The sequence below is a fragment of the Lactobacillus kalixensis DSM 16043 genome (assembly GCF_001434335.1).
Classification (GTDB): Bacteria; Bacillota; Bacilli; order Lactobacillales; family Lactobacillaceae; genus Lactobacillus; species Lactobacillus kalixensis.
Genome location: NZ_AZFM01000004.1, coordinates 47,616 through 70,599 on the forward strand (window position 1 = coordinate 47,616; position 22,984 = coordinate 70,599).

26 protein-coding genes and 1 riboswitch are annotated in these 22,984 nt (G+C 35.6%); of the genes, 5 read left to right on the forward strand and 21 right to left on the reverse strand.

The annotated features are described in order from the left end of the window. Positions 1 to 44: 44 nt before the first annotated feature. Positions 45 to 2,444 (reverse strand): phosphoketolase family protein, encoded by a 2,400-nt coding sequence (locus FC46_RS02235; protein ID WP_057797418.1) that lies wholly within the window; start codon positions 2,442 to 2,444, stop codon positions 45 to 47. Between the two features lie 285 nt (positions 2,445 to 2,729). Here FC46_RS02235 and FC46_RS02240 point away from each other — a divergent pair, with 285 nt between their 5' ends. After that, positions 2,730 to 3,494: a DeoR/GlpR family DNA-binding transcription regulator gene (locus FC46_RS02240; protein ID WP_057797419.1), complete on the forward strand. Its 765-nt coding sequence runs from the start codon at positions 2,730 to 2,732 to the stop codon at positions 3,492 to 3,494. Positions 3,495 to 3,499: 5 nt separating this feature from the next. Further along, positions 3,500 to 3,829, forward strand: coding sequence for a bacteriocin immunity protein (locus tag FC46_RS02245; RefSeq protein ID WP_057797420.1), 330 nt, complete (start codon positions 3,500 to 3,502; stop codon positions 3,827 to 3,829). Positions 3,830 to 3,899: 70 nt separating this feature from the next. On the opposite strand, the gene FC46_RS02250 is transcribed toward FC46_RS02245, so the two are convergent. The 5 genes from FC46_RS02250 to FC46_RS02270 all read right to left on the reverse strand — a co-directional run bounded on the left by FC46_RS02250 (position 3,900) and on the right by FC46_RS02270 (position 8,156). Further along, positions 3,900 to 4,625 carry a GntR family transcriptional regulator gene (locus FC46_RS02250; protein ID WP_057797421.1) on the reverse strand — a complete coding sequence of 242 codons (726 nt, stop codon included), beginning with the start codon at positions 4,623 to 4,625 and terminating at the stop codon, positions 3,900 to 3,902. Beyond that, positions 4,625 to 5,548, reverse strand: coding sequence for a nucleoside hydrolase (locus tag FC46_RS02255; RefSeq protein WP_057797422.1), 924 nt, complete (start codon positions 5,546 to 5,548; stop codon positions 4,625 to 4,627). Before FC46_RS02255 ends, FC46_RS02250 begins: the two co-directional genes overlap by 1 nt. Before the next feature lie 100 nt (positions 5,549 to 5,648). Then, complete coding sequence (gene rpiA, locus FC46_RS02260) at positions 5,649 to 6,344, reverse strand: ribose-5-phosphate isomerase RpiA (protein WP_057797423.1); 696 nt, start codon at positions 6,342 to 6,344, stop codon at positions 5,649 to 5,651. Between the two features lies 1 nt (position 6,345). Further along, positions 6,346 to 7,266, reverse strand: a complete 921-nt coding sequence (gene rbsK, locus FC46_RS02265) for a ribokinase (protein WP_057797424.1) — start codon at positions 7,264 to 7,266, stop codon at positions 6,346 to 6,348. A gap of 86 nt (positions 7,267 to 7,352) precedes the next feature. Continuing rightward, positions 7,353 to 8,156, reverse strand: coding sequence for a DUF4931 domain-containing protein (locus tag FC46_RS02270; protein ID WP_057797425.1), 804 nt, complete (start codon positions 8,154 to 8,156; stop codon positions 7,353 to 7,355). A gap of 153 nt (positions 8,157 to 8,309) precedes the next feature. Here FC46_RS02270 and FC46_RS02275 point away from each other — a divergent pair, with 153 nt between their 5' ends. Further along, positions 8,310 to 9,614, forward strand: coding sequence for an extracellular solute-binding protein (locus tag FC46_RS02275; RefSeq protein WP_057797426.1), 1,305 nt, complete (start codon positions 8,310 to 8,312; stop codon positions 9,612 to 9,614). A 60-nt stretch (positions 9,615 to 9,674) separates the two neighbouring features. Here FC46_RS02275 and FC46_RS02280 read toward each other — a convergent pair whose 3' ends face one another. The 6 genes from FC46_RS02280 to FC46_RS02305 form a co-directional block, all read right to left on the reverse strand. Next, positions 9,675 to 10,142, reverse strand: a complete 468-nt coding sequence (locus tag FC46_RS02280) for a Dps family protein (protein WP_057797427.1) — start codon at positions 10,140 to 10,142, stop codon at positions 9,675 to 9,677. 96 nt (positions 10,143 to 10,238) lie between these two features. Next, complete coding sequence (locus FC46_RS02285; RefSeq protein WP_057797428.1) at positions 10,239 to 11,162, reverse strand: Mbeg1-like protein; 924 nt, start codon at positions 11,160 to 11,162, stop codon at positions 10,239 to 10,241. 68 nt (positions 11,163 to 11,230) lie between these two features. Next, on the reverse strand, positions 11,231 to 11,887 hold the full coding sequence (locus FC46_RS02290) for an amino acid ABC transporter permease (RefSeq protein ID WP_057797429.1): 657 nt from the start codon (positions 11,885 to 11,887) through the stop codon (positions 11,231 to 11,233). 18 nt (positions 11,888 to 11,905) lie between these two features. Continuing rightward, on the reverse strand, positions 11,906 to 12,547 hold the full coding sequence (locus tag FC46_RS02295; RefSeq protein ID WP_057797430.1) for an amino acid ABC transporter permease: 642 nt from the start codon (positions 12,545 to 12,547) through the stop codon (positions 11,906 to 11,908). Then, positions 12,547 to 13,362 carry a transporter substrate-binding domain-containing protein gene (locus tag FC46_RS02300; RefSeq protein WP_057797431.1) on the reverse strand — a complete coding sequence of 272 codons (816 nt, stop codon included), beginning with the start codon at positions 13,360 to 13,362 and terminating at the stop codon, positions 12,547 to 12,549. The genes FC46_RS02295 and FC46_RS02300 overlap by 1 nt, the downstream gene beginning before the upstream one ends. A gap of 11 nt (positions 13,363 to 13,373) precedes the next feature. Next, on the reverse strand, positions 13,374 to 14,114 hold the full coding sequence (locus FC46_RS02305; protein WP_057797432.1) for an amino acid ABC transporter ATP-binding protein: 741 nt from the start codon (positions 14,112 to 14,114) through the stop codon (positions 13,374 to 13,376). A gap of 269 nt (positions 14,115 to 14,383) precedes the next feature. Here FC46_RS02305 and udk point away from each other — a divergent pair, with 269 nt between their 5' ends. After that, the gene (gene udk, locus FC46_RS02310) at positions 14,384 to 15,013 is read left to right on the forward strand and encodes a uridine kinase (RefSeq protein ID WP_057797433.1); all 630 of its coding nucleotides are present in this window, start codon (positions 14,384 to 14,386) and stop codon (positions 15,011 to 15,013) included. 61 nt (positions 15,014 to 15,074) lie between these two features. Here udk and FC46_RS02315 read toward each other — a convergent pair whose 3' ends face one another. The 3 genes from FC46_RS02315 to FC46_RS02325 form a co-directional block, all read right to left on the reverse strand. After that, entirely contained in the window at positions 15,075 to 15,293 is a 219-nt protein-coding gene (locus FC46_RS02315) for a PspC domain-containing protein (protein ID WP_057797434.1), read from the reverse strand. 20 nt (positions 15,294 to 15,313) lie between these two features. Further along, positions 15,314 to 16,678 (reverse strand): MFS transporter, encoded by a 1,365-nt coding sequence (locus FC46_RS02320; RefSeq protein ID WP_057797435.1) that lies wholly within the window; start codon positions 16,676 to 16,678, stop codon positions 15,314 to 15,316. Positions 16,679 to 16,756: 78 nt separating this feature from the next. Continuing rightward, positions 16,757 to 17,335: an ECF transporter S component gene (locus FC46_RS02325; RefSeq protein WP_057797436.1), complete on the reverse strand. Its 579-nt coding sequence runs from the start codon at positions 17,333 to 17,335 to the stop codon at positions 16,757 to 16,759. Positions 17,336 to 17,386: 51 nt separating this feature from the next. Continuing rightward, positions 17,387 to 17,476, reverse strand: a riboswitch (TPP riboswitch). Positions 17,477 to 17,590: 114 nt separating this feature from the next. Between FC46_RS02325 and FC46_RS02330 the strand changes: the two genes are divergently transcribed. Further along, complete coding sequence (locus FC46_RS02330; RefSeq protein ID WP_057797437.1) at positions 17,591 to 18,412, forward strand: transporter substrate-binding domain-containing protein; 822 nt, start codon at positions 17,591 to 17,593, stop codon at positions 18,410 to 18,412. Between the two features lie 223 nt (positions 18,413 to 18,635). Here FC46_RS02330 and FC46_RS02335 read toward each other — a convergent pair whose 3' ends face one another. The 6 genes from FC46_RS02335 to citX form a co-directional block, all read right to left on the reverse strand. Further along, a complete protein-coding gene (locus FC46_RS02335; protein ID WP_057797438.1) occupies positions 18,636 to 19,505 on the reverse strand; it encodes an SPFH domain-containing protein in 870 nt (289 codons plus the stop codon). Between the two features lie 13 nt (positions 19,506 to 19,518). Then, positions 19,519 to 19,824, reverse strand: a complete 306-nt coding sequence (locus FC46_RS02340) for a type II toxin-antitoxin system RelB/DinJ family antitoxin (RefSeq protein ID WP_057797439.1) — start codon at positions 19,822 to 19,824, stop codon at positions 19,519 to 19,521. 115 nt (positions 19,825 to 19,939) lie between these two features. Beyond that, on the reverse strand, positions 19,940 to 20,917 hold the full coding sequence (locus FC46_RS02345) for a class III bacteriocin (RefSeq protein ID WP_057797440.1): 978 nt from the start codon (positions 20,915 to 20,917) through the stop codon (positions 19,940 to 19,942). A 254-nt stretch (positions 20,918 to 21,171) separates the two neighbouring features. Continuing rightward, positions 21,172 to 21,693: a GNAT family N-acetyltransferase gene (locus FC46_RS02350; RefSeq protein ID WP_057797441.1), complete on the reverse strand. Its 522-nt coding sequence runs from the start codon at positions 21,691 to 21,693 to the stop codon at positions 21,172 to 21,174. Further along, positions 21,693 to 22,148, reverse strand: a complete 456-nt coding sequence (locus tag FC46_RS02355; protein ID WP_057797442.1) for a MarR family winged helix-turn-helix transcriptional regulator — start codon at positions 22,146 to 22,148, stop codon at positions 21,693 to 21,695. The genes FC46_RS02350 and FC46_RS02355 overlap by 1 nt, the downstream gene beginning before the upstream one ends. A 256-nt stretch (positions 22,149 to 22,404) precedes the next feature. Further along, positions 22,405 to 22,944: a citrate lyase holo-[acyl-carrier protein] synthase gene (gene citX / locus FC46_RS02360; protein WP_057797443.1), complete on the reverse strand. Its 540-nt coding sequence runs from the start codon at positions 22,942 to 22,944 to the stop codon at positions 22,405 to 22,407. Positions 22,945 to 22,984: the final 40 nt, after the last annotated feature.

A 22,984-nucleotide genomic window follows, 5' to 3' on the forward strand; every position in this document is an offset into this window, starting at 1 on the left:
CCTACGCAATCTCTGCATAGGTCTAATTTATTCTTATTTATGAATTAGTTCAAGCCAGACCATTTCCATTCAGTGACTTCAGGAATATCCTTACCGTTATCACGAATGTATTGGTGGTGCTTAGCAAGCAAGTTGTCCATTTCGTTAATGAAATCTGCATTCTTACCAGCTAATGCTGGAACACTTTCAACTGCATCCTTAGCTAAATCGAAGCGATCAAGGTGGTTCAAGACACGCATGTCAAATGGAGTGGTAATATCACCATTTTCTTCATAGCAGTGAATGTGAACATTGTAGTGCTTTCTTTCAAAGAAGATTGATTGCATCATGCTCTTGTAGCCGTGCCATGCAAAGATTACTGGAACATCACTTGGGAAGAGACGTTCAAATTCTTCATCTGAAATAGCATTCTTGTTGTCCTTTGGACTCATCAACTTCATCACATCAACAACATTAATGTAACGAATCTTAAGGTCTGGGAACTTCTTGTGCAAAATATCAATTGCTGCAAGAGTTTCAAGAGTTGGTTCAGTTTCAGTTGAAGCAAAGACAACATCAGGTTTTGCGCCGTGATCAGTTGAAGCCCAATCGATGTAGCTCAAACCTTTATCAGCTAACTTAGTAGCTTCTTCGATAGTAAACCATTGTGGACGAGGTTGCTTAGAAGTTACCAAAATATTGATGCATTCACGGTCTCTAAATGCCTTATCTGATACTGCAAGAAGTGAGTTAGTATCCGATGGCAAGTATTCGTGAATCAGATCTGGACGGTTCTTCTCAAACATGTGAGTCAAGATACCTGGATCTTGGTGAGTGTAACCGTTGTGGTCTTGTTGGAATACTGTTGAAGTAGCAACGAAGTTAAGTGATGGATAATCATGACGCCAGTATTGTTCCTTAGCTTTTCTAAGCCACTTCATGTGTTGAGTAAGCATTGAGTCAACTACACGCCCGAATGCTTCATAAGTTGCAAAGAAGCCGTGGCGTCCGGTCAAGACATAACCTTCAAGGAAACCTTCGTCTTGGTGTTCTGACAATTGTGAGTCGATCACACGACCACTTGGTGCCAAGTTTTCATCATTTGGTTCATGAACTTCTGGTTCCCATTGACGCTTTTGATTATCAAGCAATTGGAATAAACGATTTGACTTAGATTCATCTGGACCAAAACCACGGAAAGTAGTTGGGTTTAATTCAGCAACCTTATCCAAGTACTTAGCCCATTCAACCATATCTTGTTCTTCACGATCACCTGGCTTATCAATCTTCACAGCGAAGTCGCGGTAGTCCGGCAAGTTCAAACGCTTAGGATCCTTACCACCATTAGTAATAGGGTTCATTGCCATTCTTTGATCGCCCTTGGCAGTATTTTCAGTGACGATTTCCTTTGGAGAGCCGTCTTCGTTAAACAATTCTTCAGGTTTGTAGCTCTTAAGCCAGTTTTCAAGCATATCCTTGTGTTCCATATCATCTTGAGAAACTGGAATTGGAATTTGGTGAGCACGGAAACTATTTTCAATTGGATTACCATCCAAGTCTTCCTTTGGACCAGTCCAACCCTTAGGGCATTGGAAGATAATTAATGGCCAATGTGGCAAAGTGGCATCGTTATTTTCACGAGCATGCTTTTGAATAGCCTTAATTTCTTCAATCACTTCATCCATGGTCTTAGCCATTTCTTCGTGAACTTGCATTGGGTCCTTTTCACCATCAAAGCGTCCGCCCTTAAAGACTGAGACAAAGTGAGGATCCCAACCCATGCCACGGAAGTATTCAGTTAATTCTTCATCGCTCATTCTTGAAACGATGGTTGGATTAGAAATCTTGAAGCCATTGATTTGTAAAATTGGTAAAACTGCACCATCAGTAATTGGATTAATGAACTTATCACTGAACCAACTTCCTGCAAGTGGACCAGTTTCAGCTTCACCATCACCAATTTCAACAGCGGCAATGACATCTGGGTTATCCAAAATTGCACCAGTACCATGTGATAACGCATAGCCTAATTCCCCACCTTCGTGGATTGAACCTGGAGTTTCAGGAGCAGCGTGTGAAGCCACACCACCTGGAAAACTGAATCGCTTGAATAATTTAGCCATTCCCTTAACATCTTGAGTAATTTCTGGGTAGCGTTCAGTATATGAACCATCAAGATATGAGTTTGAAACCATAACTTGTCCGCCGTGTCCTGAACCTTCGATATAGAACATATCAAGGTTGTACTTCTTTAAGACACGGTTTAAGTGAGCATAAATGAAGTTTTGTGGAGCAATAGTACCCCAGTGACCAATTGGCTTAGGTTTAACATCTTCAGCTACTAAAGGTGTTCTAAGTAATGGGTTCTTCATTAAGAATAATTGCCCAACTGATAAATAATTTGCTGCACGCCAGTATGCATCGACACTCTTTAAGTATTCTTTTGAATCGTAATCGACTGTCATTTTTGTTTCTCCTCGAATTTTTTGATAACGTTTTCCTTACACTCTTATCATACCAAATTATTTCAAAAGTTCAACCTTTTTGTAAATTGGATCCTACCAATTGCCAAATAAGTGTTTTAATTTTAATAATCATGAGCCAAGCCCTAATTTAACAGCATTTATCTACTCTTACTTACGCGTTTATAATTGCATACGCTGGAAAACACTGATAAACAATTATAAAATACAGATAAAACACATACTTTTTAACTGATTCATGTTAATTTACTTACTGGAGAGAGGAAAATGATTCAAGAGGAACGATTAAATCAAATTAAAGATTTGCTCAAACAAGAACATCGCATTTTAACAAAAGAAATCGCTGAGAAGTTCAATGTTTCATTTGATACAGCTCGTCGTGACGTGATTCACCTTTGCTCAACTGGGCAAGCGGTTCGCATCCATGGCGGAATGATGGAAATTAATCAGACAAGTGTACCAGATTTCCTAGCTAGGAACCAAGTTCAATCTCCTGTTAAATTAAAAATGGCAAAAATGGCAAGGAAATTTGTTCACCCTGATCAATGTGATTTCATTGGTTCTTCTACAACGCTTAAACGTCTCTGTCCATTACTTAACGGAATGGATTTACAAGTAGTAACGAATTCAATAGACAATGCATTGAACTTACTTACCGGTGAATTTCCCTCGGTTAGATTACTTGGCGGAATTGTTAATAAGTCGCAGCGTTACATCTACTCTGAAGAAGCATTAGAAACAATTAGAAGAATTCATTTTAATACTGCCTTTATCGGTGGATCTAAAGTGCGAGTAGATGGCGTTTATGCTTCTATTATGGATGACGCCGAAATCGTTAATGAAGTTGTTAAACGAGCAAATCAAGTTGTTTTAGTCGCAGAAAAATATAAATTCACCAATCAATCCACTTCTCCATTTATGTCTACTTCATTAGATAAAGTCGATGTTTTAATCACTGACACACCTTTACCTGATGAAATTAAGTCATATTTCAGTTCAAAAACTCAGATAATACCAGTTTTAAAGGAGTGATTTTTATGTTAGTCGATCAGCAAAAAATCTATCAGGATCTAAAAGACTTATATAGTAGTTTTTCTGATGAGATGTATTCTCTATTAGCCACTGATAGTTATTCGAGAATTCGCCGCGCTATCGGCTTAGTAATGCAAAAATTTGAAAACAATGACCATCCTCTTGCCTACACTGGCAAACTTGTCATGTACATTCAAGCTAAAGTTGCGCTAAACAATTTACGCTTAACCAGTCAGCAAGAGCAGCTCATCAAGAGTTTGACTGAGAGTACTAAGCGAATTCACCTCAGTTATGTCTACTTAAGTCCGATTGACTCAAGTGAGCAATTCGTGTAATTTCTTGCTCTAAATCAAAAAATTGAATCTAAAAAAGCTAAATCTGCATTAAACAGTTTTAGCTTTTTTATTATCTATTTAAATTTACAAATGTGTTAAACCGCATGTAGGAATAATGGACCCGCATATTCGATACTTCAAATGGCGTTCCATCATCTAAGAAGAAAATACCCTCCATTACCCCAACAGGTTCGACTGGCTTTAACTTCATCTTTTCTTGGTCTTCTTCACTAGAAGGCTCAACTGTAATATTCAAAAATGACTTGGTTACAGTCTTATTTTGTTCATCTTCTAAAAAGTTAAACAAAGAACTCTTAAGAATTTCCGGTTTTAATTCCGGCATAATTTTAATTGGTAAATAACCAGTTTCAATTAAAAACGGCTGTTCATCAAGCAGACGTAAACGTTTAAATTTATAAACGAAATCATTTTCATTCAAGAAAAGATCTTGAGCAATTTCTGAAGAAGCCTTAATCACTTGGAAATCAAGCAATTCAATTCGCTGCTTTTTACCTGGAACCCTAAAACTATCGGTTAAGCCCAAGTTTGAGCCTTCATAACGAAAAAGTGCTTGATTTTTCAAATAAAGCGGATTAATAAAAGTCCCGGAGCCTCTTTTTTTGAAGACGATTCCTTGTTGAGCTAACAATTCTAGTGCCCTTTTCATTGATGAACGACTAACTTGATATTGTTCAGCAAGGCTTCGCTCATCTGGTAAGCGCATCCCTTCAAACTCATTATTCAAAATTTTTTCTTTAATATCGTGCATCACGCTGCGATAAACATAATCAGCCATTATTTTCTTCCTTGTTCAGCTATTTTTACGCCTTGAATAAACCAATCAGCAAATTCATCAGTTTTTACATCAACTGCAATTTCCGCATTTGGTTTGTCACTTAAAAAGTCCATGGCAGTCGCACCAGCAGTATATTTACCGGCCAATTCCACTTCAACATTTGCTTCTTTCATTGTAAATAATTCAGGATGGAGCATAATTCCGACAGCTGTTGGGTCAAAAATCTTAATTAGGTTTGAACCATCAGTTTCATGAATATTTGAAAACATTGCGTGCAGCATTTTACCAACTTCGCCACATTCTTTAATTCTTTCCATCTGTTCAGGAGTTACATGAGCTTTATTTCCTACTTCAAGTGGAGCTACTTTAATCTTGATGCCGCTTTGGAAAACAACTTGTGCAGCTTCGGGGTCCCCGGCAATATTATATTCTGCTAAAGGACTGTGATTACCATGGCCAATATTTCCCCCCATAATCACAACTTCTTTAATTTTTTCAAGATCTTCAGGATATTGCTTAAATAGCAAAGCTAAATCGGTCAAAGGTCCAATCCCCATCAAAGTCATCTTTTCTGGACTAGCTTGAATAGCTTCGTGCATCTTAGTTGCCGCAAGACCTTTTTCAACTAATGAATCATCAGCTTTTTCAAATTCAAAACCTGCAATTCCTGTCTCGCCGTGAACTGAAGCTGCGCTAATTGCAGGACGAACCAATGGCTGATTAGCACCAACTACTACTGGTACTTTGGTGTTTAAAAATTTTTCAAGATTCAGGGTGTTTTGTAAAGTATAGTTAAGTGCAACATTTCCCCATGTTGGAACGATCATCTTTACATCAATTGCAGGATCAAATAAAGCAATTGTCATTGCAGCAATATCATCAATTCCTGGATCAGTAGAAATAATTAATGGCGTTTTGGTCATTAAATTCATCCTTTCAAAAAATATCTGTTAAATAAAGTTTATCATATTAAAATTTCAGAAAAAGAAAAAGGTGGTTACAAGGCCACCTTAATCAAGAAAATTACTTTGTCTTGTCTTCTATAGTACCATCGCTATGAGCAATGATTACTTCATCACACATATCAAGAAACAACCCGTGTTCAACTACACCAACTGTGTGATCTAGATAATCCGCTAAGCCATGAATAACTGGTAGTGGATCAACCGCTAAGTCAATGATGTAATTGCCGTAGTGGGTCACATAGCGCTTGCCGTTTTCATCCATTCGCCATTGAGGCTTTAAGCCTTCTTGTTCGAACTTTCTGAAGTTTTGTTCACAAGAAATTGGCAAGACTTCAACTGGAAGTGGGAAATCACCTAAACGGTGCACAAGCTTTGATTCGTCTACAATCCAAATGATTTTCTTAGAATTAATGGCAACATTCTTTTCCAAAGTTAAAGCACCACCGCCGCCTTTGATTCCGTTTAAGTCATCATCAACTCGGTCGGCTCCGTCAACAGTCAAATCTGCTTGGTCAATGTCAGATAATTCATCAACTTTAAAACCTAAGCTTTCTAGTTGCTTCTTACTACGATTAGAAGTAGTGACAATATGCTTTAAAGAAAAGCCTTCTTTTTCTTTTCTTTCACCAAGTGCATCAATGAAAAAGGCAACTGTAGAACCAGTCCCTACGCCTAATACTGAATTAGGCTCTACCATCATTGCTGCCTTAGTGGCAGCTTCTTTTTTTAATTGATCTTGTTCTTTTTTATCCATTTCACTTCTCCATTAATTTGTTAACTTCTGCAGCATCCGGGATTGATGGCTGTGCACCTAACTTTTGCACAGCCAATGATGATGCGCGACTAGCGATAATTGCCGCTTGCTCTAGGTTAGATAAGTCGGAATTTAAATTGCCTGTTAAGAATCCTAAAAATGTATCTCCTGCTGCAGTTGTATCAACAGCCTTAACCTTAAATGCGGGGACTAACTTTTCCACTTGTGTATTTGACAAGTAGGACCCTTTTTCGCCATAAGTAATTACAACATTTTCTACACCTAAAGCATGCAGTTTATCAGCATTTTTCTTCAAATCATCGTCAGAAGCAATTCTAATTCCCGTAATAACTGCACTCTCAGTTTCATTAGGAGTAATTACATCAGTATATTGCAACAATTCTGAAGGAATATCTTTAATTGCTGGAGCTGGATTCAAAACTGTAACGGCGCCGTTTTCTTTTGCCAATTTAAAAGCCGCAATCGTTGCTTTCACTGGCGTTTCAAACTGGGCTACAACAAAATCAGCACTAGCAATTAAGTCTTTAGCATTTAAAATATCATCTTCAGTTAATTCATAGTTTGCACCGTGATCAATGATAATATCGTTTTGTCCTGATTCACTCAAAGTAATATAAGCATGACCAGTAGACACGCCTTCAGTTTCTTTTACATAGTCAAGACTTACTCCATATTTTTCAAGTTGGCTTTTCATAAAGCGTCCGGCTTCATCTTGACCAACACGACTAATAAAATAAGTTTGAGCACCACTTCTAGCAGCTGCAATTGCTTGGTTTGCACCTTTACCGCCACCAGCAGTAGTGATCTTGGTGGCATTTATTGTTTCTCCAGGTTGGGGAAAATCTTTAACATGCATGGTCGTATCAACGTTACTTGAACCAATTACTACAATCTTTTTCATGTTTTTCCTCTTCTAATAACTGAACTATTTCAACAGCTCAATTATATCAAAAAAACGCATCCAAATACTTGAATGCGCGTTCTTTTCTATAGGATAATTCCACCGTTAACAAAGCCCTTTAAGCGTTCTGCTTCCCATTTCAGAGTATCTGCGTCATCAACTTGAGATATTTTATAACCAACAAAGTAGGGGGAAGCAAAAAATCTTGGAATAATCTTGCAGCAAGTACCTGCACCATCATTAACTGGGTAAAAGAATAAGTTATATGAATCTACACCGTGAGATAGCACTGATCGTACATATTGTGTACCCTTTTGAATTAAATCAGCCCAAGTCTCTAAGTTGGTATTATCGTGAGTAATAATATTTACTTCTTGATAACCTTGAACAGGATATGCCGAAAGATTCATCTCAACAGAGCCTGATCTACCGACTTCAAAACCAGTAAAATTATCAGGACCAACGTCTTGATAGCCATCTTTTGAATATAAACCCACAATTTGCATATGAGGGTGAGTTAACGAACCGTCAGACTTTGGTCCAAAATTCTTATACCAGAGCACACTTTTATATTTACCTGAATCTTGCATCTGGTGAAAACAATTTAGTGCAAACTTCATCAATTTTTGATTATCTTCACGGGTATAAGTAGAAATATCGCCCTGGTGGTCACTTGATTCGATCAAAATTGTCTGGTCAGTCTCTTCCAAAGTTGGATATTTATTCTTCAGCCAGATCTTATCTCCTTCTGTTTTATAGATGTTCTCTAGATGGGCCACATCACAGAATGGGCAGCCAGCACTTTGATTACCTTGACGATTACCATAATCGTAATCATATGGTTTACGCTTACCAATTAAATATTTATATACTAAAGGATTTTTGTCCATAATTCTCACCTGCTATATTTAATTATCTCTTTTTATCTTAAAAGGATCTGTAAAATGTGTCAATTGAGAACATTATATCTTTTTAATCTATTATAGTACGTATATTTGTGTTAAACTGCTAAGTGAAGGTGTAATAAATGAAAGGTAGAAAAAATGAATTTTTATAAAAAATTGTCGCTAGTTGGTGTAGCTGCATTGTGCTTGTTAGGGCTTTCCGCATGTTCTAACAACAATAATAGTTCTAGCTCTAATTCTACAAAGATTCCGAACAAAATTACCAAAAAAACCACTATTAATTTTTGGTATTCATTAACTGGAACTTCTCAAACTGCTTTACAAAAGTTAACTAAAGATTTCGAGAAAGAAAATCCTAATATTACTGTTAAATTGCAAAGTCAAGGTGGTAATTACTCCGACTTACAATCAAAATTAGTATCAGGCTTGCAATCTCCTAAAGACTTGCCAACTATTACTCAGGCTTACCCAGGTTGGTTATACAACGCTGCCAAGAACAATATGTTAGTTAATTTAACCCCATATGTTAACAACAAAAATGTTGGTTGGGGTTCATATAAGGCTAGTGGAATTAAAAAAGCATTATGGGATGGTGCAAATATTGGCGGCAAGCAATATGGTGTTCCATTTAACAAGTCAGTTGAAGTTCTTTTCTACAATAAGACTTTACTTGATCGCTACAATGTCAAAGTTCCTACTAACATGAGTGAACTTGCTAGTGCATCAGCTAAAATTTACCGTGGAAGTCATCATAAAGTTCGTGGGGCTGGATTTGACGCACTTAACAACTACTACATGATGCAAATGAAGGAAACTTACGGCAAAGATTTCAATAAGAATTTAAACTTCGCTGCTAAGGATTCCGTTAAGGCTATCAACTACTATGCAAATGGCGTTAAGGCTGGTTACTTTATGCAAGCAGGTACACAAAAGTATATGTCTACTCCATTTGATAATGGTCAAGTTGCAATGTTTATTGGTTCTACTGCCAATGAAGCTTATCTTAAACAAGGTCTCAAAAAAGGTTACACTTACGGTGTAGCAGCTCGTCCAAGTTCAATGAACGTTCAACAAGGTACTGATATTTACATGTTCAAGAAAGCTAGTGCGATGCAAAAAGCTGCCGCATTTAAATATCTTAAGTTCTTAACTTCTAAATCTTCACAATTGTACTGGGCTAAGCAAACTGGTTACATGCCAGTTAACACTGCCGCTTTAAACGATTCTGCATATCAAGAAGCTAAAAATAGTAAGATTCCTGCAATTCTTTCTAAGACTTCAAAGAACTTGTACTTCTTACCAGTAACTAAGAATGCTATTACTGCTTACGATCAAGTTAATACAAATATGCAAACAATCTTAGCTAAGGCAAGTAAGGGACAAAGCTGGACTAGTGATATTAAGACAGGCAAAAGCAAACTTGATTCTGCTTGGAATCAATAGAAAATAGAATGTAGCAAAAATAAAAGGCACTTTTGAGGTGCCTTTTTCTTTATTCAAATTTTATTGATCGATTTCTGGTGCCTTACCAATTTCAGCAGTCATCATCCAGATTCGCTTTTCAACAGCGGTGTGGAAACTAGTCAACATATCGTTAGTTGAATAGTCCCCTTCTTCATCACTAACTTCAATTCCTTTTTCATAGAGCTTTTCAAGATAGCGATAGTCATCGATGATTTTAGCGTATCGTTCATCAATAGTTTCATTCCAGTTTCCCTTTTCATCAGGGATCTTAGTCATTTCGACAACCTCACCTAAAGTTGAAACTGGTGAGCCATCTAAAGTAACTAATCTTTCTGAAATTTCATCTAATTGTTCTGCTAATTCATCCATCACATCATCTAAGTATGGGTGAAGCTTCAAAAAGCGGCTACCTCTCATATACCAGTGGTGTTGGTGCACAACCATGTGCAATTGAATTAAATCGGCAACTGCTTGATTCAAAATTTCTTTAGTTTTTGGATATTTCATTTATTTAATCCTCTTTTTTTAAACTACAAACTACTCATACACTGTTCATCATAGCAGCTTTGCTTTTTAAAAGCCAAAATATTGATTTTTTCGTTATTATCTCTTTTTTTCACCCTTCTCCGAATTTGTTTTAATTAATTCCGCTAATTTAGCTACTGTTTTTGAATTCAAATGTCTCTCTGCAAGTTCGAATATTTTCTCAGTTGCAATCTTCTTAATGTCCTCACTAGAATTTGTATTCACAACAAAATCGGCTAATGCCTCTGAGCAATCGAGCAACTCATGATCACTCCTACTTTCTCTTAGAAAGTTTTCATCGATCTCTCGTAGTTTCAAATTACCATTCTTATCAAACTTATACCCACCCCACATATGTTGTTTCACTAGCTGCATTTTCTCGCTATCTACATATTGTAATTTACCTACCATATGATGAGTAGCTGTAATCCCCAAAGTGACTGGATCGTAAATATCAACATAATTGTAAATCTTATTGCGAATTTTATTAGCTCTTCGTCGCTGCTTTTGATCAAGCAAAAGCCAAATATTTGTTCCTTCATACAAATAAGCTGCAATAATTTCTTGCGGATGACGACAGTTTGCAAGGGCATATTGCGCATTGATTGAACCAAGAGAGTGACCGTAAATATAAAAGCGGGCTCCTCTAAATTGATGTATCACCTTATTTAAATAATCAGATGCTGTCTTTAATTGGCTTGGGACCTTTTTTTCGTTAGCTAAAATTGCCAATAAGATAGGCAAATTTGTGTTTAACCATTCATCTCGCCAAGTAGTCGGATTACCTTTAAGAAAGCCATACGAGCCTTTGAACAAAATTGTTACTTCGTTAGGATTAGTAATAACAAAAGCCCGCATCCCATCATCAGCGTAAATAGTATCTGAGACAATTCCTATAAACTTGTCATTAATTTCAACACTTTCTCCTAACTCTAGTTCAGCGTAAGATAGCTTAGTTAATTCAACTCGTTTTTCATCTGTTAATTTTTTATTTTCGTCCATAATTTTTAACCAAAAAAAAATACTAACTACTCTAAATATATCATGTAGCTAGTATTTATTCAGATTATTTAATTGTCAAATTTCTTTTCCAAGTGACTTGCCACCATTGATAGGGCAAAACATACAACGAAATACATAATCGCGATGATCACATACATTGGAATCAGATATGTCGTATTCTGACTGTAAATGATCTGTGCGTGATAAAGTAATTCTGGCGAAACAATGATCGTTGCTAAAGAAGTATCCTTTACCAAAGAAACAAACTGTGACAATAAAGCTGGAATCATATTTTGTAAGGCTTGTGGTACAACTACATGATACATTGCCTGAGCAAAAGTCATCCCATTTGAACGGGCACCTTCCATCTGACCAATTGGTACAGCGTTAATCCCACTACGTACAATTTCACAAAGCATCGCACCTTCAAAAATCACCAAGGCGATGATAGAAGCTGTAGTTGGATTCGTAACGATCCCTAATTGCGGTAAGCCAAAGTAAGTGAAGAAAATAATGAGCAACAGTGGCAAATTACGGATAATATCCACAATAAAGCCAACAATTGCTGAAACATATTTAATCTTCATGTAGCGAATTAATCCGAAAACTAATCCTAAAATAAAGCTTAAAACAATTGAAATCACTGAAACATAAATTGTTACCCACAAACCTTGTAATAAGAAGCGGATATCAATCCATGAATAAGCATAAATAAAACTTTCCATTTTTCTTCCTTTCTTACACTAGTCTGCGAGTTTCTTTTCCAAATGACGCATATAGTAGCTGAGTGGTAAAGTCAAAATCAAGTAGAAAATACCAACAACTACATATGTGTCAATGGTTTGAAAAGATGCAAAGGCAATTAATTGTGCCTGATACATCAAGTCAAATCCAGCAACAAAGGCCAAAACTGATGAGTTCTTAATCAAGTTGATAAATTGATTACCTAGTGGAGGAATCACAATTTTCATTGCTTGTGGCAAGATGACATAGCGCATTGCTTGTGTATAAGTCATCCCGTTAGAGCGAGCACCCTCCATTTGTCCATCACCGATTGACTTAATCCCTGATCTAACTGTTTCAGCAATAAAAGCTGATGTATAAAGTGTTAAACCAATTGTTCCAGCCTGAAAGCCAGATAACTTCACAAAGAAAGTCGGTACAATCAAGTAGAACATCATTACGATTACCAGAAGTGGAATATTTCTAAACACTTCAATATAGATATGAGCAACAACTCGGCCAAATTTAGGTGGAGCAACTTCTAATAAGGCAAATAAAACACCTAAAATCAGACTAAAGATCAAGGCAATGATACTACACAAGATCGTGTTCCAAAAGCCTGTTAAAAAAGCTGACCAGTTATTGGTAAGAATTTGCCACATTATTTAGTCATCTCCTTAATATCAATTCCTGGAATTCCCTTAAACCATTTATCAATTAAACGTTTATAAGTTCCGTTTTCTTTTAATTCTTCTAAGGCTTTATTCAAATGCTTAACCATTTGAGTTTGACCTTTATTAACAGCAATACCATAAGGAGCATTCACATAAACTCCACCTACAAGTTTGTAGCCTGGATTTTCTTGAGCGATACCAGCAAGCAAACCATTATCAGTAGTTAAAGCCACACCTTGTCCTGCTTTTAAAGCAGACATTGCTTGACCGTAGTCATCATATTGCAAAACTCTAGCTTTAGGAGCAAATTTGTGAACATCGTCAACAGCGGTAGTTCCTTTAACTGCTAAAACAGTCTTGCCGTTTAATTGACGAACATTAGTGATCTTACTATTATTGGGCACAAGTAACGATGAACCTGCTGGGAAGTATGGATTAGTAAAATCAACTTGCTTTTTTCTTTCCGCTGTAATTGTCATTGTTGCCAAGACAGCATCAATATTATGGTTCTTTAAAAGCGGAATTCTAGTATTGGCAGTAGTGGTTAAGAATTCAGCCTTAGCATCTTTTCCAAGCATCTGCTTAGTTAATGCCTTAGCTAGATCAACTTCAAATCCTTCAATTTTACCAGTTTTGATGTTAGTCAAACCAAATAGTCTTGTATCAGCACGAATACCCCACGTAATACTTTTATTTTGTTTGACTTGTTCATACGTATTATCGTTTTGTTTACCGCAACCAGCTAAAGCAAAAACAGCTAATAAGAGCGGTAAAAATAAAACTAGCTTTTTAAACTTTTTCATTGAAGTTCACTCTAATCCTTAGAAATAACCTTGCTCAAGAATTCACGTGCACGTTCAGAATCTGGATGAGCGAAGAATTCTTCAGGATTTCTGTCTTCAACAATTCGACCTGAATCAAAGAAGATTAAACGGTTACCAACTTTTCTGGCAAACCCCATTTCGTGAGTAACCACAACCATTGTAATTCCTTGTTCAGCAACATACTTCATAACGTCTAAAACGTCTTGAATCATTTCTGGGTCTAGTGCACTAGTTGGTTCGTCAAATAAGATAACCTTAGGCTTCATTGCAAGTGAACGAGCAATAGCTACACGTTGCTTTTGACCACCAGAAAGTTGACGAGGGTATGAATTAATCTTGTCAGCCATTCCAACCTTTTCAAGATATTGCATAGCAATCTTTTTATTTTCATCGTCAGGGCGCTTCAAAACGATCTTAGGTGCTAAAGTAACATTTTCCAAAACTGTATGATTATCATAGAGATTGAAGTGCTGGAAAACCATTCCGACATTTTTACGAATCTTATTAATGTCAGTTTCTTTATTGGCAAGGTCATAACCTGTTACAATTAATTGTCCACTATTAATCTTTTCCAATCCATTCATTGTTCGGATTAGAGTACTTTTACCGGAACCGGATGGACCGATAATTGAAACGACTTCGCCTTCATTGATGGTTAAGTTGATGTCCTTTAAAGCATGAAATTTGCCATAATATTTATCAACATTCTTAAATTCAATAATTGGTGTCATGGTTTGTTTCCTTTCTCCAAAATGCATTAACTAATATTTTACCTTTTTTTAAAGGATTTTAAAAGGTAACCGGAATTGAAATTAATAAAAAATTCGAAAACTAGTACAAATAACCGATTTATTTTAAGTATTTTATTTAAATTGTACGACATTTATGCTTTTTTTGAAAATATTGAATAGCCATCTGCATGAGAAAATCGTACAAAAACTATTGTCAGGGCTGCATTTTATCGTTAAGATGTTATTGATTAAAATAAAGGGAGACCATTATGACTACACTTGATAAACCTGTAATTATCGGTATCGCCGGCGGTTCAGGTAGTGGTAAAACAACCATTGCTCATGAAATTGCCGATCGTATTAATGACGATGACCATATTATGATTATGACGCAAGATTCTTATTATAAAGACAATACTGACTTACCAATGTCAGAGCGGAAAAAAATCAACTATGATCATCCGGATGCTTTTGACATGCCACTTCTTGAAGCACAACTTAACCAACTACTTCACAGAAAATCAATTGAAATGCCAACTTATGACTTTACCGCTCATACAAGAAGTGATGAAACTATTCATATTGAACCAGCTGACATCATCATTTTAGAAGGAATTCTGGTTCTTTTTAACGAAGAAATTCGTAATTTGATGGATATTAAAGTTTTCGTAGATACCGATGATGATATTAGATTTATCAGACGTTTAGAACGCGATATGAAAGAACGTGGCCGTTCACTTGATTCTGTTATTAATCAGTATTTATCAACAGTTAAGCCAATGTACAACCAATTCATTGAACCAACTAAGCGTTACGCAGATATTATCGTGCCAGAAGGTGGAGCAAAACGCGTGGCAATTGATATGTTAACCACCAAAATTGAATCAATTTTAGCGTAATAAAATAGCCTAACAAACCACTACAAATGATTTGTTAGGCTTTTATTTTATTCAAATTTGATCAAATCTTTCTGAATTTACCTGTTGGAGTATCATCATTGCTATTTGACTCTGGCATAACTATTGTCGCAACAATATATGCAATAATTCCCCAACCAGTAACAACCACAAGGGTACCATCAATAATTCTAGTCCAGGTTTTATCCCAACCAAAATATTCCGCAATACCACCTAAAACACCAGCTAAAATTCTATCTTTTGATTTAGTGAGCTTCTTCATTTTATTCTCCAAAAACGTTGTTAATCTTTTTCAGCTTCATGGCTATTTTCCAAAATTCTGTTATATTTCTTAGCAAAATTAACAAGAAGTAAGATACTAGCGATCACGTAAATTACAGCTGCAATGTAATAAGCATTTGCATATCCATCTGTTGTATTAAATAAATATAGACCAGTAAACAAGCCATCAATTACACCAACAACTGCATAAGCAATCTGCACAACGGCGGTAAATGCTGGACGCAAGTCCTTTTCAACAATTACCATCTGTACTTCTTGCTGGATTGGCATGGTCGCATTCGCCAAAAGAGTTCTTAAGAAGAGTAAAATTCCAACTAACACGAACAAAAACATGCCGCTTCCTAAGTGGCGCCCATTGGCTAGAAGGAGCATTACCGGTACACAAGTGAGTGTTCCAGCCGCTACAGATACAATCGCACCCAACTTCTTTTCCAAAAATGGGGCAAAAAAGTAACCAATAAACATTGCCGCTTGAACGAAAGTATTGATAATGGAAGTTACATCACGAGGTATATGCAAATAATTATTCAAATAAATTGGGACGTAAACTGCAATTAGCCGTGCTCCTAATTGTACACCTGCAATATAAATAATCCACATAATTGTCTTTTCATTAAGCAATTTTTTATACATTTTGGCTTTGTCTGCCCGACTTTTATTTTTTTCATTGCTTTCAGAGCGGTAGTCTTGCGGTAAATCACGAATAAACAATGCCAAAATAAAAGCAAACATGGTTACAGCTGCAGTAATTAATAATAGAATTCGATAAGCATTTGTATAATTATTTAACACACTTGAACTCATTAATTCAGGTTTAGCTGATAGTGCAGAAGCCTTACTATAAGGGACTTTTTGTAATAAGCTGAAGAAGTAAACAATTGCCTCCCCACCTAAGAAAGTACAAATAGTTTGAAAAACCAAGTTGACAATCATGACCACTGAGAACATCTTAGTTCTAATTTTGCTTGGAACATATGAAGTCCACATTAATGGATACATCAAATCGTAGATTCCAATAGCAGTCCAAGAAATGGTATAAGCAATCATAATAACCGCTTGATTGTGTGTTATACATGTTAAAGCCATAAAAATCGCAGTTAATGGTGGTAAGACAAGTAAAATTTTACGATAACCAAATTTATGCACCGTTGTAATAACTAATGACATTAAAATTGCGGTTGCAGCATTAAAAATATTCAAACTTGAAACCAACTGTGGTGCTACAATTCGATAATACGATAATGCCGCATCATTCGTGATCCCAGTAACCGCACCTAAAATTGCATAGATGGCTAGATAAATATAAACATTTCGTTTATAGCGCGGATTCCAATTTTTGATGACTTCCTGTTCTTCCTTTGACACGATTATCCTCCCTCTTTGTAAGCGCTATACACTTTCTAGTTTCATTGTAGCACTTTTAACAAAGAGGCGATGCGCAATTTAAGCCAGCTCAGGTTTTAAGACGCGATCAAATAAGTTAGTAATTAATTTTACTAAAACACCATCAAAAATTAGAGCTGAAAAAATACCAGCTACAAACATAGCAATTTGTAAATTCAAACTATACTTATACCAACCATACATAAAGTATTGTGAAATATACCCACCTAAATTAGCAAAAAAAGTACCTGTCAAAACGCTCTTCCAAGTGAATTGTTGATAACGACTTTTCTTAGGGAAAAATCCAATTTCATTAGTCGCCCCTTGAATTAAACCGGAAAGAATTGTCATTGCTCCCCACTGACCACCAATTGCCATTTCAACAATTGAAGCTAAAACTTCACCTAAAGTCCCTGATCCAGGCGTTGGTACAAAATACATTGCAAGTGGTGCCGCAATATACCAAAGACCAGAAAATACCATATCCATCACTGGTGCATAACCTGTTGGAAGAAGAGCGATTTTACTTAAATTATAGAGATTATTAAAGCCGTATGTATAAATAACTCCCATCAAAATCCCGATTAAAGCGACTAAAATAATTGACTTAATATCCCATTTTGACGATTTTTTGAACATAAAAAACTCCTAACTACTTACATTCATAAGCCATTAGGAGCAATATAATATCTTCTTTATTCCTCACTTCCCTTACGCAAGTATTATCTTGTTCAGGTTCAAAGGGTTTTCTCTCAGCATTACGCACCCCTAGTGACTTATTATTTGATTTCGCTTACATTATAGCACAAGTCCATTAGCATTTGCCTATTTTAATAAATTAATGATACGATATTTTCTGTACGTTATGCGATTTTAAAAAGAGGTGAATAACACATGAATAATAAGAAAAAAGCTTTAATCTTCTTTCTACTAATATTGCTTACATTTACTCTATCTGCTTGTGGTCAAAATAAAAACTATAATGTTTATCAAGAAACTAAGAAAGCTAAAACAATTAATTGGGGTGTTAAGGCTGATACACCTTTATTTGGTTCCATTGACATCAAAACTGGACAAATTCGCGGCTTTGAAATTGATTTAGCCACTGCATTAACTCATAAGATGTATGGTAAATCTGCTAAAGCGAATTTCGTAACTACTACTGCTAACACCAAGATTCAGCTATTAAAAAACCGCAACGTTGATGCCGTTATTGCTGCTATGACAATTACCCCTGAGCGTAAAAAGCAAGTTGATTTTAGTAAACCATACTTTCCAGCTGGTCAATCAATTATGGTTGCTAAAAATAGTAAAATTAAAAACGTTTATGCTCTAAATAACAAACGCGTTTTAGTTGTAAAAGGAACTACTTCAATCGATGCTGTTCATAAATATGCCCCCAAGGCCGATGTCTTGCAGTTTGACGATTATGGTCAAGCTTTTGCTGCTTTAAAAGCTGGTCAAGGTGATGCCTTTGTAACTGACAACGGTATTTTGGCCGGAATCTTGCATGATAATTCTGGCTTTAAATTAGTTGGCGGCACTTTTACTAACCAACCGTACGGTATTGCCGTTAATAAGGGGCAAAAGCAGATGATGAATAAGATTAACGCCGCCTTAACAGAACTCAGAAAAGATGGCACTTATAATCGTTTGGTTAAGAAATGGTTCGGTAACATTCCTGGATTTGATATTAAAGACATTGAGAAGCAATAAAAGTGTCTGGGAAACATACTAAACTTTTTACCCAGATATGAAAAACCAGAAATTCATTATTTTTAGTGAATTTCTGGTTTTTTGTCTCTTTAGCTTCATATATTTTGAAGTTTCTAACCATGCCCGTCGTAGGATCTTTATCCTTACGTATCTTTTTTCTAGAATTGAATAATTGGATATACTTCCATAACTGGCATCGGCTAGAATTTAATAATCATTTATTCTACTTTCCACTCTCGTCCCAAACCTTCTTAACTGCTGGGATCTTGCCAAGGTTAGTCATATCGTCTTTATCAACAACCACCAAATTATTTGGACCTTGTGCCAATTGGTTGAAGCTATCCAAACTTTGATTTCTGAAATAACCTTCACCAGCATGAGACAAAGCTTCTTCCATCTTTTGAACACGATACGCATCAGCATCAGCTTGCGTTTTTACCGCTTCCGCATTGGCTTTCGCGGTAGCAACCAACGCATCGTTTTTGGCTTTAGTAGTCATTTCAATTGTGCGAGCCTCACCTTCAGCTTTAGCAATTGCGGCAGTCTTTTCACGGTCAGCTGTAAGTTGCTTGTCCATGGCGCGTTGAATTTCAGGACTTGGTAAAAGTTCATCAACGTTCACACGAACAACTTTAATCCCATAAATATCAGTCAAATCACCTGTAGCAGTGAACAATTGATCGTTAATTTCTTTAGTTGACCCAAGGGCGGAGTTCAAATCCATTCGACCAATAATATCACGAAGGTGACCACGAATTAATTGCACCATTGACTCTACTGAATCAGTGTTATTGTAAAAGTAACGGTATGAATCAGTTACTAAATAATTCAAAGTTAAACTAGTAGTGATTTCTGCATTATCTTTAGTAATGATTGAATATTTGGAAATTTCAAGTGGCTGAAGGGCCAATGGCACCTTGCGGATCCTTTGGAAAAGCGGCCAAACAAAGATAAAGCCAGCTTTAACAGTCTTAGAATATTTACCCAAAGTTTCAATCAAACCTTCATTATTCTGTGGAACGATTCTAAAACCACAACAAATATAAACAATAACTAAAACGACAATTAAACCCAAAATAATTTTTAGCATCATCTTACCTCAAAATTTAGTCTTCTTTCTTATCTTCATCTAGCTTCTTAGCGATAGCACCTAATAAATCTTCTCTTCCGCTAAGCGTATTAAGGCGCTCATCAAGTAGCTTCGTATACTCATATTTATTCATCTGATCCAAATTATCCCAAGCATTGGGAATTTCAACTCTAAAAGGAATTCCGTTATGCAGAATAATTTGATCATAGAACATATTGATTGCGGTAGCTGAATTTAAACCCAGCTTCTTTAAAATTGCTTCTGCCTTCTCTTTTTTTTCAGGATTCATTCTGACATACAGACCTGTTGTTTTTTCTGCCATAACCTTCATTTCCTTTCTTAGTTGATATTATATATCAAATGAATATTCAATGTATATAATTTCTATATATTTTTTCATAAAAAAAGCAGTGAACTTCCGTCCCTGCCTTAAAGAATTATAAATTATCAATATGAAAAATCTGATTCTCTAAAGTCCTCAGATCATATTGACCATCTTTAACATATTTTTGATGGTATGCAACAGTAAGATAAATGTCATCTGGCGCATTAACATGAATGCTTTCAACTTCGCTGTAGCGCTCAGGTAAATCTACTCCATCAATCATTGCAACTTGCCAGTTATTACTATTGCTTTCACCCCATGGTAATTTCACGATCTTGCGTGACCAAGTGGTTACTTCACCAGTCTCATGATCAATCTTTGGTGATAATTGGTTAGAAATATAGATATTCTTATCATCATCGATCGCATAGCCTTGAACTGAATCAATCATGTTTGGCATTTCTTCATCTGGTGTAACGCTTGGATTATCAAAGTTATCAATATGAAATGCGCTTAAACAATGCAAGTCAGTGATTGGAGTATTTGTGGTGCCATTTTCATCTAATTTTTGATTTACTTCATTTAAATCATATAAGCCAAAGTGACCTGAGCCATCATCCCAAATTGACGCAATCATGAAGTACTTGCCATTTGGTGAAACTGAGGCTTCAACTCTATGTAAATGATCATGACCATCATAAGGAAGATCAGTTACACGATTTAAATGCGACAAACGTGGAAGTTGGGTATTTGAAGTGTAGTTTTCTGGTAAAAGTTTAGGATACTTAACTCGAGCAATTTGAGTAGTCCAGTTACCTGAATTTGGTTTCGCACCAACAAAAAATTCATCGGTATCATTTGCTGGTACCCAAGTTTGAGTGTGTCCAAAGCCAGTCAATACCAAGTGCGGGTCGTTATAATCAACATTCTTAGTTAAGCCAGCATGCTTGCGATAAACTAAAACATCGTGTGCACTGTGAAGAAGTTGCAGAGCAAAAATGTGGTTGTCTTTAACTGCACCAACCTGAGCAACAACGTGGTGCATCCCATTTAATCGATATACCACTTCTGGTGTGATACTTTTAACCATTTTTGAATCCTTTCTCTTAATATCTATTCACTCCTAATTATAATCCCAACTTGATCAATTTTATAATTATGATTATTGATATGTTGATATTTTGCAGAAAATGAAATAATCATCAAAGCCTCGCCACGTGGAGAAAACACTAAAAAATCCTTATTCTAAGGCTTTTAAAAACCTTTACAATACTTATTTTCATTTAGTTTGATTTCTGATCAATCATAAACACTATTATAATAGCATTATATAAATTTCATAAATCAATGATCCAACTTCTTCACCAATAAATAATCAATTTGAGGATCATCCCCTACCGGATATACATGTTGACTCACGCGAGTGAGTCCTTTTTTGGCATAAAATTTTTGCGCAACAATGTTCTTTTCATAAACACCTAGCCACAAATAATCTTTTTTCTCAGCCGTAGCAATCTTTTCGGCATAATTGAATAATACTGATCCTAATCCTTGGTGTTGGAACTTTTCTCTCAAATAAATTCGTTCGATTTCCAAGGCATTATCTCTCAATTGCTCAGTTTGAGCATGTCCAACATTTATCTTCAAATATCCAGCAACTTCGCCATCTACCATCAGAAAGAAAAAGCGACTATCTGGATTACTGATCTCCTGCGTCAATTTTTGAGTAGCATAACTTTCTTCCAAAAACTCCGCCATGTCATCTGGCTTAGTGAACGGATCGAAAGTCTTCTTAAAAGTTTCGCGAGAAATCTCTTGTAATTTCTTCAAATCATCAATTGTAACGTTCTTAATTGTGTAATCCATTAATATTCCCTTCTTCCACCATTTTTCACAAATTTCCAACTCTCACTAGCATTCTCCGCCACTTTTGTTAGCAATCGAAGCAATGTATCTTTTTCATCAGTAGTTAAACCTTCTAACGACGTTTCATTTGAATATTTATTTTCTCGCTCGATTATTTTCACTAGATTTTGTCCTTTTTCAGTCAAAAATAGCTTCTTATTTTTCTTATTATTAGAATCAGATCTTTTTACAACCAAATCATTTTTTACTAGTTTTTGAACACTTCGTGCAGTTGTAGTTCTGTCAATGTTTAGAATCTCAGCCAATCGCTCAGAAATTATCCCGGGATTTTCATCAATTCGAACTAAATATAAATATTGTCCACGCGTCAGCTGCATTTCTTTAAATTCAATATTGGCAATTGAATCAAATGATCGCGCAATTGTGCCAATTTTTCTTAAAACATCTTCTTGCATTTTATTCACCTCATGAAATATCTTAAATTACTATTGTTGCATTTGCAATAATATTTTTATAAAAAAGAAAAGCAGCATGTAAAATGCTGCCAAAATAAATATTTCTCGTAAGTTAAATAAAAACTGAAGATAACTCAAAGCATCTTCAAATTTAACAATTTCATTATACATTACCAATTAATTTTTGAACATATTTTCGCAAAAAATAATAAAAAAGTGTCTGGAAAAAGTCAAAAATTGACTTTTCCAGGCACTCTCATTTACTTATAGCTTCTAAAATCAATTTACTTACTTTTGCTTGTAAATCAGCAACCGTATGTGTTCTTGCTCTACCACATTCCTTAGCAGGTTTCCCACAAACTAAGCATTGTCTCTCCGGAAAACCTAAATCAGTTCTTGAAAGATCATTTTGTCCAAAATTATGCACATCTAAATCAAATAAACGTCGATAATCTTTTGATTCTTCAAAATCAATACATAATTTTTTAACAGCCTGACTTGACCCATCTATAATATAGAAACTTTCTGGACCAGTAGGTTGACTCAACTTAGATAGAAACAATTGAAAAGAAAATTTTTCATTCAACTTTTGTTCAAAGAAAGCCATTTCCTGTTCAAAAAAATATTCAATTTCAGTATTATTTTTGATCGGTCCAGGGATGTTTAATTTAGCTCCTATAATTGTTTTCGTTGGATTAGCATTAACTAATTTTTCTTGAATAGCCACTCTTTTATCTCGATTATTCAGAACTTCAGGAATATTTACTTCTATACCCTTTTGAAAAATATCATTCATCTAAAATTACCCCTTTAGCCAATTTATAATCTTTTCGTGA

Excerpts from the sequence above, each read along its gene's own strand:
- FC46_RS02235 (WP_057797418.1), bottom strand. The coding sequence starts at position 2,444 with ATGACAGTCGATTACGATTCAAAAGAATACTTAAAGAGTGTCGATGCA.
- FC46_RS02335 (WP_057797438.1), bottom strand. The coding sequence starts at position 19,505 with ATGATGCTAAAAATTATTTTGGGTTTAATTGTCGTTTTAGTTATTGTT.
- FC46_RS02295 (WP_057797430.1), bottom strand. The coding sequence starts at position 12,547 with ATGTGGCAAATTCTTACCAATAACTGGTCAGCTTTTTTAACAGGCTTT.
- FC46_RS02340 (WP_057797439.1), bottom strand. The coding sequence starts at position 19,824 with ATGGCAGAAAAAACAACAGGTCTGTATGTCAGAATGAATCCTGAAAAA.
- FC46_RS02290 (WP_057797429.1), bottom strand. The coding sequence starts at position 11,887 with ATGGAAAGTTTTATTTATGCTTATTCATGGATTGATATCCGCTTCTTA.
- FC46_RS02240 (WP_057797419.1), top strand. The coding sequence starts at position 2,730 with ATGATTCAAGAGGAACGATTAAATCAAATTAAAGATTTGCTCAAACAA.
- FC46_RS02345 (WP_057797440.1), bottom strand. The coding sequence starts at position 20,917 with ATGGTTAAAAGTATCACACCAGAAGTGGTATATCGATTAAATGGGATG.
- FC46_RS02285 (WP_057797428.1), bottom strand. The coding sequence starts at position 11,162 with ATGGACGAAAATAAAAAATTAACAGATGAAAAACGAGTTGAATTAACT.
- udk (WP_057797433.1), top strand. The coding sequence starts at position 14,384 with ATGACTACACTTGATAAACCTGTAATTATCGGTATCGCCGGCGGTTCA.
- FC46_RS02355 (WP_057797442.1), bottom strand. The coding sequence starts at position 22,148 with ATGCAAGAAGATGTTTTAAGAAAAATTGGCACAATTGCGCGATCATTT.
- citX (WP_057797443.1), bottom strand. The coding sequence starts at position 22,944 with ATGAATGATATTTTTCAAAAGGGTATAGAAGTAAATATTCCTGAAGTT.
- FC46_RS02315 (WP_057797434.1), bottom strand. The coding sequence starts at position 15,293 with ATGAAGAAGCTCACTAAATCAAAAGATAGAATTTTAGCTGGTGTTTTA.
- rbsK (WP_057797424.1), bottom strand. The coding sequence starts at position 7,266 with ATGAAAAAGATTGTAGTAATTGGTTCAAGTAACGTTGATACGACCATG.
- FC46_RS02245 (WP_057797420.1), top strand. The coding sequence starts at position 3,500 with ATGTTAGTCGATCAGCAAAAAATCTATCAGGATCTAAAAGACTTATAT.
- FC46_RS02280 (WP_057797427.1), bottom strand. The coding sequence starts at position 10,142 with ATGAAATATCCAAAAACTAAAGAAATTTTGAATCAAGCAGTTGCCGAT.
- FC46_RS02250 (WP_057797421.1), bottom strand. The coding sequence starts at position 4,625 with ATGGCTGATTATGTTTATCGCAGCGTGATGCACGATATTAAAGAAAAA.
- FC46_RS02330 (WP_057797437.1), top strand. The coding sequence starts at position 17,591 with ATGAATAATAAGAAAAAAGCTTTAATCTTCTTTCTACTAATATTGCTT.
- FC46_RS02305 (WP_057797432.1), bottom strand. The coding sequence starts at position 14,114 with ATGACACCAATTATTGAATTTAAGAATGTTGATAAATATTATGGCAAA.
- FC46_RS02325 (WP_057797436.1), bottom strand. The coding sequence starts at position 17,335 with ATGTTCAAAAAATCGTCAAAATGGGATATTAAGTCAATTATTTTAGTC.
- FC46_RS02350 (WP_057797441.1), bottom strand. The coding sequence starts at position 21,693 with ATGGATTACACAATTAAGAACGTTACAATTGATGATTTGAAGAAATTA.
- FC46_RS02300 (WP_057797431.1), bottom strand. The coding sequence starts at position 13,362 with ATGAAAAAGTTTAAAAAGCTAGTTTTATTTTTACCGCTCTTATTAGCT.
- FC46_RS02255 (WP_057797422.1), bottom strand. The coding sequence starts at position 5,548 with ATGACCAAAACGCCATTAATTATTTCTACTGATCCAGGAATTGATGAT.
- rpiA (WP_057797423.1), bottom strand. The coding sequence starts at position 6,344 with ATGGATAAAAAAGAACAAGATCAATTAAAAAAAGAAGCTGCCACTAAG.
- FC46_RS02275 (WP_057797426.1), top strand. The coding sequence starts at position 8,310 with ATGAATTTTTATAAAAAATTGTCGCTAGTTGGTGTAGCTGCATTGTGC.
- FC46_RS02270 (WP_057797425.1), bottom strand. The coding sequence starts at position 8,156 with ATGGACAAAAATCCTTTAGTATATAAATATTTAATTGGTAAGCGTAAA.